Annotated in this window: 5 protein-coding genes; 1 reads left to right on the top strand and 4 read right to left on the bottom strand. The window is 74.7% G+C overall.

Going from position 1 to position 11,615, the window contains the following annotated elements; all coding sequences use genetic code 11:
• Positions 1-89: 89 nt before the first annotated feature.
• The 4 genes from C7M71_RS19905 to C7M71_RS19890 all read right to left on the bottom strand — a co-directional run bounded on the left by C7M71_RS19905 (position 90) and on the right by C7M71_RS19890 (position 8,847).
• Entirely contained in the window at positions 90-3,323 is a 3,234-nt protein-coding gene (locus tag C7M71_RS19905; protein ID WP_111494109.1) for an ATP-dependent DNA helicase, read from the bottom strand.
• Positions 3,324-3,372: 49 nt separating this feature from the next.
• Positions 3,373-4,152, bottom strand: a complete 780-nt coding sequence (locus tag C7M71_RS19900; RefSeq protein WP_111494107.1) for a hypothetical protein — start codon at positions 4,150-4,152, stop codon at positions 3,373-3,375.
• Positions 4,153-4,301: 149 nt separating this feature from the next.
• A complete protein-coding gene (locus C7M71_RS19895) occupies positions 4,302-8,189 on the bottom strand; it encodes an ATP-dependent helicase (protein ID WP_229758813.1) in 3,888 nt (1,295 codons plus the stop codon).
• Between the two features lie 268 nt (positions 8,190-8,457).
• Positions 8,458-8,847, bottom strand: a complete 390-nt coding sequence (locus C7M71_RS19890) for an MGMT family protein (protein ID WP_229759172.1) — start codon at positions 8,845-8,847, stop codon at positions 8,458-8,460.
• 134 nt (positions 8,848-8,981) lie between these two features.
• Here C7M71_RS19890 and C7M71_RS19885 point away from each other — a divergent pair, with 134 nt between their 5' ends.
• On the top strand, positions 8,982-11,606 hold the full coding sequence (locus C7M71_RS19885; protein ID WP_175607713.1) for a lysylphosphatidylglycerol synthase transmembrane domain-containing protein: 2,625 nt from the start codon (positions 8,982-8,984) through the stop codon (positions 11,604-11,606).
• Positions 11,607-11,615: the final 9 nt, after the last annotated feature.

The raw sequence follows: 11,615 nt of genomic DNA, 5'->3' as shown, positions 1-11,615 counted from the left end.
GACCGGTTACCGACCCCACAATAGGCGCGAAAAGTGCAAGCCGCACAGGTTTCACCTGTGTGCGTGACGACTTGGGTGCTCTCCGTGACCTATCCATCACTGTTCCCGGTCAGGATGCGTTCCAATGCTGTTCGGTCGGGCAGATCTGACGGACGTTCGACCCGGCCGCTGCGGACATAGAGGAACGCCGCCGTGACCTGCTCCAGCGGCAGCCCCTGCTGCTCCGCCCAGGCCAGACGGTAGACGGCCAGCTGAAGCGGGTCGGCGGTCTCCCGCTGATGGGTCTTCCAGTCCACCACCTCGAACCTCGGCCCCTGCGGTGACGTTCCGTCGCTGGCGTCCTCCCGGTACACCGCGTCGATCCGGCCTCGCACCACCCGTCCCGCCAGCAGCAGCTGGAAGGGCGCCTCCACCCGGTACGGGGTCCGATGGGCGAACGGCGTACGCAGAAAGGCGTCCTTGAGCCGGGCCAGATCGCGTTCGTCCTCGATGCCGTCGTCCTCGGCGCCGGGCAGGCCGTCCGGCTCGATCAGCATCAGCGGTTCGAAGCGGGCCTCCACCCAGGCGTGGAAGCGGGTGCCCCGGCGGGCCGCAGGCTGCGGCGGCCTCGGCATCGGCCGGGCCAGGTCGCGGGCGAAGCCGTCCGGGTCGGCAGCCAGCCGCAGCAGCTGGGAGGCCGACAGCGAGGCCGGTACGGGAACGTCCCGCAGCGCGTGCCGGGACCGCTCCAACTCGCCGAGCAGGGCTTCCAGGTCGCGGTCCCAGGACTCGATCAGCCGCTGCTCCTCCGGGGTCGGCGGTGGCTGCGGCGCGGGCGGGACATACCCGTCCAGCCGGGCCCGCACGGCGCGGGCGGCCAGTCGGCGGGCGTGCTGGGCCGCCGGGTCCAGCGGCAGCGGCCACGGGGTCTCGGCCGTCACCGCCAGGGCGGGGTTCCGCTCGTCCGGCCCCGGCGGGTCGGCCCATGCCTCCACCTCGCCGAAGCCGCCCGGCCGCGCGCAGTGGTCGTGGAGCTGCACCAGGAAGTCGGAGGGGCCCACCGGCTTCTTGCGGGAGGCGCCCCACCAGTGCCCGGAGGCCAGCAGCAGGCTGCGGGGCCGGGTGAAGGCCACATAGCCGAGGCGCAGCTCCTCGGTGGCGGCCTGCTCGCCCATCAGGGCGGCGAAGTGCTTCATCCCCCGGGCGTTCCACTCCGGGGCGGGCGGCAGGGTGTCCGCGTCGCCGCGCAGCGCGTGCGGCAGCACATGCTTGCGGCTGGTCCACCGCTCCCGTGGCTTGGTGCTGGGGAAGGCGTCCTTGACCAGGCCGGGCACGGCCACCACGTCCCACTCCAGGCCCTTGGACTTGTGCGCGGTGAGCACCTTCACCGTGTCCTCGCCGCCGGGCAGCGTGGAGTCCAGGCCCTTGTCGTACTCCTGCGCGGCCCGCAGGAAGGCCAGGAAGGCACCCAGCGAGGGGTCGCCGTCGAGGTCGGCGAAGGAGGCGGCGACGTCCAGGAAGGCGTGCAGGGTCTCCCGGCGGCGGGCGGCCAGCGCATACGGGGAGGCGGCCAGCTCCACATCCAGGCCGGTGGCGGCCAGTACCCGGTGCAGCACATCCATCAGCGGGTCCGCCAGCGAGCGGCGCAGCTCCCGGATCTCCCGGGCCAGCCGGGCGAAGCGCACCCGGGCGTCGGCGGAGAACGGCAGCTCGTCGCGGTCGTCCACGGTGCCGGGGTGCAGAAAGGTCTCCAGGGCGTCGGCGAGGGAGACCACCTCGGTGGGGTCGGCCTCGGCGACCGCCTCCGCCAGCGGGTCGGCCGGTTCGCCGCCCCGGTCCACCCGCACCAGGTCGCGGGCGCGGCGGCCGAGCAGCGCCAGGTCGCGCGGGCCGATCCGCCAGCGCGGGCCGACCAGCAGCCGTACCAGGGCGGCGTTGGCCGTCGGGTCCTGGAGCACCTCGCAGGTCGCCACCAGGTCGGCGACCTCGGGCAGGTGGAGCAGCCCGGAGAGGCCCACCACCTCGACCGGCACCTCGCGGGCCACCAGCGCCGCATGGATGTCGGGGAAGGCCGCCCCGCCCCGGCAGAGCACGGCGATCCGGCCCGGCGCGGTGCCGGTGCGCACCAGGTGGGCGATGGAGTCGGCCAGCCAGTCGACCTCCTCGGCGTGGGTGGGCAGCAGCGCGCACCGGACGAAGCCGTCGTGCTCGGCGCCGGGGGCGGGGCGCAGCGCCTCCACGCCCTGGTGCATCGCGCGCAGCGGCCCGGCGAGGTGGTTGGCGAACTCCAGCAGCCGGCCGCCGCTGCGGCGGTTCTCGCTGAGCGAGTGGCGGGCCGCAGGACGGCCGTCGGCGGCCGGGAAGTGCTCGGGGAACTCGTCCAGGTTGGCCACGGACGCGCCGCGCCAGCCGTAGATGGCCTGGCAGGGGTCGCCGACCGCGGTGACCGGGTGGCCGCCCGCGTACCCCGGCCCCCGGCCGAAGAGGCCGGCGAGCAGCAGCCGCTGGGCGACCGAGGTGTCCTGGTACTCGTCCAGCAGCACCACCCGGAACTGCTCGCGGAGCAGCCGCCCCACCTCGGGGCGGCTCTGCGCCAGGGTCGCGGCGGCGGCGATCTGGTCGCCGAAGTCCATCAGCCCGGCGGCCCGCTTGCGCCGCCGGTACTCCTCCACCAGCCCCAGCAGCTCCAGCCGCCCCCGCGCCGCCTCCGGCACCTTGCGCAGCTCCTCGTTGGAGAGCCGGGCGGACGCCAGCTCGTCCAGCAGCGCGGTGTCATGGGCGCGCAGCCGGTCGGGCTCCACCAGGTGCTCGGCCAGCTCCCCGTCGAGCGCCAGCACCTCGGCGACCAGGGCGGAGACCGTGCCGGTCAGTGCCGTGTACGGGCCCCGGGCGGAGCGCAGCACCCGCGCCGCCAGCTGGAACCGGGTCGCGTCGGCGAGCAGCCGCACATCGGGCTCGATGCCGATCCGCAGGCCGTGCTCGGTGAGCAGCCGGCCCGCGAAGGCGTGGTACGTGGAGATCTCCGGGTCGCCGAGGACATCGCCGTCCTCCCCCGGCTCGCCGTCGGACACCCCGGCCCTGGCCAGCGCGGTGCGTACCCGCTCGGAGAGCTCGCCGGCGGCCTTGTTGGTGAAGGTGAGGCCCAGCACCTGCTCCGGCCGTACCAGGCCGCGCCCCACCAGCCAGACCACCCGGGCCGCCATCACGGTGGTCTTGCCCGACCCGGCTCCGGCCACGACGACGGCCGGGGCCGGGGGCGCGGTGATCGCCTCCACCTGCTGTGCGGTGAAGGGGATGCCCAGCAGCTCCTTGAGCTGCTCGGGGCTGGCGATGGCGGCGGACACCCGAGCAACGGTAACGGGCCCCGCCGACAGCCCGGCCGGGCGGCCTCGGTCAGCCCTTCAGCTTGGAGGGGTCGATGACCTGGTCGGCGGGCGGGGCCTTGACCGCCACGGGCTCACCGAACCCGCTGAAGGACATGTGACCGCCCTCCTTGCCGGTGTGCTCCATCCTGACGGGGTAGGGGGTGCCCTCGGTCGCGACGTAGACGGTGGTCGTGGCACCCTCGTCGGGGACGCTGAAGGCGACCGTCCGTATGCCGTCGACGGTCTTCACACCGACCTTGGTGACCTTGCCGGAGCGGTCCTCCTCGGTCAGGTCCTTGGCGACGTGCTCCAGGTCGCAGAGGTCGGCCAGGCTGTCGTCGTCGTCGCTGGTGAGGTACTTGCCGGCCATCAGCTTGGCCTCCTCCGGACCGGCCAGCTTCTCGAAGAATTCGGCGCTGGGCTTCATCCAGGTGTGCCCGCCGGTCCGCAGCAGCTCGAACTGACCCTGGCCCGCCACAGTGAGGGAGGCGGTGCAGTTGCCGGACTTGTCCAGCGACACCTTGCCCTTGATCTTCTCGCCGTCGCTGACCATCTCCATCTCGAAGGTCAGCGAGGAGGCGGAGAGCAGCGCGGCCTTCGCCTTCTCGCTGATCTCCTTGGCGGAGAGCGCCTCGATCCCCGACCCCTCGGGCGACGGGCTCGCGGACGGACTGGCCGACGGGCTCGCGGAGGCCGCCGCCGACGAGTCGGCGGAGGCGGTGGCCTTCTTGTCGTCCCCACAGCCGGTGAGCGTTGCCGCGGCCGTCGCGCACAGGAGGGTGATGGCGAGCAGGCGAGGGGTGCGCATAGGGGTTCCCGTTCGATCGGTGCCGCAAGGCAGATAAAGATCACGTAAGCACCCGAGACGCTAGCAGCAGCCCCGGACAAGCGTCCTAACGAACAGGTCAACATCGGTCGTACTGGTGTCGACGGGATGACGACAGGATGGCGACGGGGTCATTCGACGGTCTGACGGCCCTCCGGGCGGGCGGAGCAGGCGCCTCGGAAGGCGCAGCGCTCGCATCCCGCGCCGGTGGTGGGGACGAACCGCTCGTCCAGCACCCGGCCGGCCGCCTCCGCGAGCAGCTGCTCGATCCACGGCTCGGGCGGCAGCGCCTGCTGGGACTGGACCTTCGGCTGCTCCGTGCCCTTCTGCGGGGTGCGCAGCTGGACCAGTTCGGCGCCGCCGGGCAGCGCGGGCTCCCCCTCGAAGCCGGGCAGGCCGTCCAGTGCGCCCTCGCGGACGGCGAGCTGGTAGACGGCCAGCTGCGGGTGCTCGGCCACCTCGGCGGCGGTGGGGACGGCCTTGCCCGTCTTGAAGTCGACCACATAGGCCAGCCCGGCGGCGTCCCGCTCGACCCGGTCCATGGAACCCCGGATCTCCACGGTCCGGCCGCCGGCCTTCAGCGTGACGTCGAAGGGGTGCTCGGTCGCCACGGGCGTCCGGCCCCGCTCCAGGGTGTGCCAGTGCAGAAAGCGCTCCAGGGCGGCCCGCGCCTCCCGCTTCTCCTGGTCCGACTTCCACGGCGCGTCGAAGGCGAGGGCGTCCCAGACCCCGTCCAGCCGCTCCATCAGCACCTCCAGGTCGGCCGGGGTACGTCCGGAACCCACCTCGTCGGCCAGGACATGCAGCACACTGCCGAACCCCTGGGCCCCCGAGGAGGCGGTACGGGCCCGCACCTCCCGGTCCAGGAACCACTGCAACGAGCAGTCGCGCAGCTGCTCCACCGCGCTGCCGGTCAGCTGCACCGGCCGGTCCGGGTCGCGCAGCGGCGCCTCGGCCGCAGTCGGCTCCGCCAGGCCCCACCAGCGGTCCGGGTGGGCCGACGGCACCAGCGGCGCACCGTCCTCGACCCCGGCTGCGGCCAGCCGCGCCAGCCGCTCGGCGGCGGCGGCGCGCAGCTCCACGGAGGCGGCCGGGTCCACGCAGGTGGCGCGCAGCTCGGCGACCAGGGCGGGCACCGACAGCGGGCGCCGGGGCCGGTGGGTGACGTCCTCCACCCGGACCGGCGGCACCCTGCGCACCATACGGCCCTGCCGGTCGACCTCCTCGCGGTACAGCTCGCGCAGGAACCGGGACGGCTCGTCGCCGTCCTCCGCCTGCGCCTTGACGGCGGTGACCACCAGCCGCTCCCTGGCCCGGGTGACGGCGACATAGAAGAGCCGCCGCTCCTCGGCCAGCAGGGCGCCCGGCGGCATCGGCTCGGCGAGGCCGTCGCGGCCGATCCGGTCCGCCTCCAGCAGCGACCCCCGGCGCCGCAGGTCCGGCCAGAGGCCCTCCTGCACCCCGGCCACCACCACCAGCGGCCACTCCAGGCCCTTGGCGCGGTGCGCGGTCATCAGCCTCACCGCATCGGGGCGGACCGCCCGCACGGCGAGGGTGTCGGCGGCGATGTCCTGGGCGTCCAGCTCCTCCAGGAAGTTGAGCGCGCCCCGGTGTCCGACCCGGTCCTCGGCCCGGGCGGCGGTCTCGAACAGGGCGCAGAGCGCGTCCAGGTCGCGGTCGGCGTTGCGGCCCGCCGGGCCGCCGCGCCGGGCGGCCCGCTCCAGGCGCTCCTGCCAGCGGCCGCTGTTCTCCCAGAGCGCCCAGAGCGCTTCCTCGGCGGGGGCGCCGCCGGCCAGCATCTCGCGCACCTTGCGCAGCAGCATCCCCAGCTCACGGGGGCGGCGGGCGTACGCGGGGTCGAGCGCCACCAGCCGCTCGGGCTCGGCCAGCGCCTCCCGGATCAGCTCGGCGGCAGGGCGTACGGCGGTGGGGGCACCGCCGCCCCGCTCCCGCAGCGCGGCCCGCTCCTCCTCCCGCAGCGCCCGGCCGAGCCGCCGCAGATCCGACCCGTCCATCCCGCCCAGCGGCCCGGTGAGCAGCGTATGGGCAACCTCCGCCGTCAACGGATCAGCCTCCGCCACCGCCCCCGAGAACGCGACCGGCTCAGACCCGTCCGCCCCAGCTTCGAGGCCGGTCGATTGGGGGGCGGCCGGGCCGGAGGCGGCCTCCACAGACCCGACCATCTCGGCGCCTGCCCCCTCGGCTCCGGCCGGGGCCGGGATGGGGGCGGGGGTCGCCCACGTGGGGTGGGGGTGGGCGGTGCTCTGGTCGGCTGCGCGGACGGCCGCCTCGGATTCGGCCTCCCCAGACCCGACAGGCTCAGGGCGGGACGCCCCAGACCAGGCATCATCGGACCCGGCTACCTCGGCGCCCGCCTCCTCGGCTCCGGCCGGATCGGACTCGGCCGGGATGGGGGCGGGGGTCGCCCAGGGGGGGTGGGGGTGGGCGGCGCTCAGGGCGGCGACGCGGAGGGCCACCTCAGACCCGGCCACCCCAGAACCGACGGGCTCAGGGCGGGACGCCTCAGGCCCGGCTACCTCGGGTCCGGCAGCTCCAGACCCGCCCTCCACAGACCCGACCATCTCGGCGCCCGCCTCCTCGGCTCCGGCCGGGTTGGACTCGGCCGGGGCGGGGGTGGGGGTGGCCCAGGGGGGGTGGGGGTGGGCGGCGCTCAGGGCGGCGACGCGGAGGGCCAGCAGCAGCGGGGCGACGGCCGGTTCGTCGCGCAGCGGAATGTCGTCGCCGTCGGTCTCCAGGGGCACGCCGGCGGCGGTGAGCGCCCGCCGGATGCCGGGTATGGAGCGGCCGCCCGCCCGGACCAGCACGGCCATCCCACCCCAGGGCACCCCCTCCTCCAGGTGGGCCCGGCGCAGCAGATCGGCGATGCCGTCCAGTTCGGCGCCGGGTGTCGGGTAGGTGAGCACCTCGACCCGGCCGCCCTCCCGGTCCGGGCGCGGCGAGCGGTGCGCGGCAAGCGCCGCCGCAGGCAGCCTGCCGACGGGCATCCGCCGGGCCACCTGGCGCGAGGCGGCGAGCAGCACCTCTCCCGCGCGCCGCGAGACCCGCAGCACCTTCACCTCGGCGGGGGTGCCGTCCGCCCGGGGGAAGTCGGTCGGGAAGTCGAGGATGCCGTTGATGTCGGCGCCCCGGAAGGCGTAGATCGACTGGTCGGGGTCGCCCACCGCGACCAGGTCGCGGCCGTCCCCGGCCATCGCGCGCAGCAGCCGCACCTGGGAGGGGTCGGTGTCCTGGTACTCGTCGACGAAGACCACCTGGTACCGGCCGCGCAGCGCGGTGGCGACCTCGGGCCGCTCGGCGAGCAGCACGGCCCGGTGCACCAGTTCGGCGTAGTCGAGCACGCCCTGCATATCGAGCACGTCCAGGTACTCGGCGTAGAAGTGGGCGGCGGCAGCCCAGTCGGGGCGGCCGTCGCGGGCGGCGAACCGCCGCAGCTCGGCGGGGTCGATCGCCAGCTCCCGGCTGCGGGCCAGCACCGCCCGTACCTCGTCGGCGAAACCCCGGGTGGTCAGGCAGGCGCGCAGGTCGTCGGGCCAGGCGATCCGGCCCTCGCCGCGCCGGGCGTCCTCCGCGTCGCCGGCCAGCAGTTCGCGTACCAGGACGTCCTGCTCCGGGCCGGAGAGCAGCCGTAGCGGGTCGGCGAAGAGGTCGGGGTCCTGGTGGGCGCGGACCAGCGCGTAGCAGAAGGAGTGGAACGTAGTGGCCTGCGGCGCTGCACCCCCCGCGCCGCCGAGCCTGGCCGCCATCCGGTCGCGCAGCTCCACCGCCGCCTTGCGGCTGAAGGTGAGCACCAGGATGCGCTCCGGGTCGGTGCCCCGGGCGATCCGCCCGGCCACCGCCTCCACCAGCGTGGTGGTCTTGCCGGTGCCGGGACCGGCCAGCACCAGCAGCGGACCGCCGGGGTGGTCGGCCACCGCCCGCTGGTACTCGTCCAGCACGGGCGGCGCCGACGGCTCCAGCGGGCCGCGCACCAGGCGGAAGGGGGAGGCGGACGTGGTCAAGGGCGGTTCCTGAGGGCTGCGGGGCTTGCGGGCGGACCCCCTGCCGGCGCCGGGCGCGACGGTCGGGGAGGGGGTGTCTCCCGGGTCGCCTCCGGTCCCAGGGGGGTCCGCAGGGATCGAGCCTACGATCCTCCGCCGTCAGTCCCGACCACGCCCGGGTTTCCGGGAAACACTCACCCGTTCGAGAGAGCGCGCGGCGGCTTGGCCGCGCGGGCGTGCCGGGCCACGCTCGGGCGTACGGCGGAGCACCCCGGCGGAGGTGTCCCGGTCACCGCCCGTCCCAGCGGGCCCGCGCCATGTCCAGCCGGGAGGGGGCCTCGGCCAGGCCCCGGGACGGGCGCAGCGGCGTGCCCTCCTCCCGGTAGTGGGCCAGCGCCCGCCGCTCATGGCCGGGCAGCAGCGCACCGTCCGCCCGCACCACCCGCCACCAGGGCACCCCGCCGCCGTACAGCGCCATCACCCGGCCCACCTGGCGCGGACCGCCCGCCTGCTGCGGCACCCCTTCGGGAAACTCCTCCGAGGCCAGGAACTCCGCCACATCCCCGTACGTCATCACCTTGCCGGGCGGGATGCGCTCGGCCAGTTCCAGGACCCGTTCCGCGAACGGCGGAATCGTCGGCCCCTCGCTCTCTCCCACAGCGTCCGTCACCCGCGCGATTCTGCCGCATCCGGCCGACCGGGACGCCCGGAGCGAGGCAGGTCACAGCCCTGTGCCGCCCCCTGCCCTGCACGCGCCGCCCGGACATGCCACCATCTTCGGGGCGGTGACAGGTGATACGAGGACATGGACAGATGACGGGGACGACCGGCGCCGAGGCCGGCCGGGGGGCGGCCGAGCCTCCCGGCGGCATGCCCGCACACCCCGCACCGGAGAAGGTCTCGCTGGTCAAGGCCGCCGACCGGCCGGTCCCTGCCGCGCGGCCGGAACGACCCCCCGGCGGCTCCCATGTCTCCGTCGACGAGCCGCTGCTCGCCGCCCGGGTGCACCGGCCCTCCGACCTGATCCGCTTCCTCGCGGGCCTGCTCGGCGTGATCGCGGTCTTCGTCCTCGCCAACATCGCCCAGAACACCACCACCGGCATCGAGAACGACATCACCGTCGGCGCCACCAAGGTCCCGGGCTTCTTCACCACCGTGGCCGGGTTCCTCTCCAGCGTCGCCGTGCTGGTGGTGCCGCTCGCCTTCGCCGTCGAGCGGCTGATCAAACGCGACGGCCTGCGGGTCGCCGACGGCGTACTCGCCGCCGTCCTGGCCCATGGGCTCTCCCTCGGCGTCGACCTCTGGGTCGCCGAGGCCGCCTCCGAGAACATCCGCAACGCCCTCACCCGCATCCCGCAGCCCGGCGCCAGCCTCACCGACCCGGTGCACGGCTACCTCGCCCCCGTCATCGCCTATATGACGGCGGTCGGCACGGCCAGCCGCCCCCGCTGGCGGATCGCCCTCTGGGCGGTCGTCATCGTCAGCGGCGGCACCGAGCTGATCAGCGGCTACACCACCCCGCTGTCGCTGGTCCTCACCGTGCTGCTCGGCTGGGCCGTCGCCTACGGCACCCTGTACGCCATCGGCTCGCCCAATGTCCGGCCCACCGGGCAGAGCCTGCTGGCGGGCCTGCGCAAGGTCGGCTTCGACCCGGTCACCGCCCACCGCGCCCCCGACGCCCCCGGCGGCACCCGCCGCTACTACGTGGTGCAGGACGACGCCGGGCCGCTCGACATCCATGTCATCGACCGGGAGCAGCAGGCCACCGGGTTCTTCTACCGGCTCTGGCGGCAGTTGCAGCTGCGCTCGGTCGCGGTGCGCCGCAGCCCGCAGTCGCTGCGCGAGGCGCTGGAGCAGGAGGCGCTGATCGCCTACGCGGCGTCCGCCTCCGGTGCCCGCGCCCCGCAGCTGATCGCCACCTCCGAACTCGGCCCGGACGCCGCCATCCTGGTCTACGAGCACATCGGCGGCCGCACCCTCGACCACCTGCCGGACGAGGTGGTCACCGACGCCCTGATGGCCGACTTCTGGGAGTCGGTGCGGGCCCTGCACGACCGCCGGATCGCCCACCGCCGGCTCACCGGCGAGTCGCTGCTCCGCACGGACGGCGGGTCGGGCCGCCTGGTCAACCTGTCCGGCGGCGACATCGCGGCCGGCGACCTCGCCCTGCGGATGGACGTCGCCCAGCTGCTCACCACCTTCGCGCTGCGGATCGGCCCCGAGCGGGCCGTGGCCACGGCCGCCTCGGTGATGGGCCCGCGCCGGGTGGCGACCGCGCTGCCGCTGCTGCAGCCGGTCGGCATGAGCCGGTCCACCCGGATCGCCCTGCGGCACTCCAACCGGCAGCACAAGGCCGAGGCCCGCACCCAGGCCGAGGCCCAGGTCACCGCCGGGGAGAAGACCCAGGCCGAGGTCGAGGAGGAACTGGCCGCCCTCAATCTCGACCTGCTCGCACGCATCCGCGAACAGGTGCTGGAGATGGTCCCCGAGGCCCCGGTCGCCCCGGTCCGGTTGCAGCGGCTCAAGCCCAAGACGCTGATCAGCTTTCTGGCGGGTGCCTTCGCGATCTATCTGCTGTTCTCCAGCCTCGGCGAGGTCAAGCCGACCCAGCTGCTGGCCGAGGCGGACTGGATCTGGGCGCTGGGGGCCCTGGGCGCGTCCGCTCTCAGCTATGTCGCAGCCGCCATGAGCCTGACCGGGTTCGTACCGGAGCGGCTGGCCTTCGGCCGGGCCGTGCTGGCGCAGGTCGCCGGGTCGTTTGTGAAGCTGGTGGCGCCGGCCGCCGTCGGCGGCGTGGCCCTCAACGCCCGCTATCTCCAGAAGGCGGGTGTCCGTCCGGTCCAGGCTGCGGCCAGCGTCGGTGCGTCCCAGCTCGCCGGGCTGGGCTGCCACATCCTGCTGCTGCTGGCCTTCGGCTATGTCGCGGGGAACGAGCAGACCAAGGAGCTGACACCGTCCCGGACCGTGATCGCCGGTCTGCTGACGGTCGCCGTACTGATCCTGGTGGTCGCCGCGATCCCACCGGTGCGCCGCTGGCTGATGTCCCGGCTGCGGCCGCTCTTCACGGGAGTGATCCCCCGGCTGCTCGACCTCCTCCAGCAGCCCACCAAGCTGGCCACCGGCTTCGGTGGAATCCTGCTGCTGACGGTGGCCTTCGTCACCTGCCTCAACCTGTCGGCGCGGGCCTTCGGCGGCGAGCTGAGCTTCGCCGCCACCGCCGTGGTCTTCCTGGCCGGGAACGCCATCGGGTCCGCCGTCCCGACCCCCGGCGGCGTCGGCGCCATCGAACTGGCACTGACCGGTGGTCTCCAGGCCACCGGGCTCTCCTACTCCCAGGCGTTCTCCGCCGTGCTGCTCTTCCGTCTGCTCACCCTCTGGCTCCCGGTGCTGCCCGGCTGGGCCTGCTTCGGCTACCTCCAGCGCAAACAGGCTCTCTAGTGCCGCGCC

Source organism: Peterkaempfera bronchialis, assembly GCF_003258605.2.
Classification (GTDB): Bacteria; Actinomycetota; Actinomycetes; order Streptomycetales; family Streptomycetaceae; genus Peterkaempfera; species Peterkaempfera bronchialis.
The sequence above is the reverse complement of the archived record's forward strand: the minus strand, read 5'-3'. Positions and strand labels throughout refer to the sequence as shown.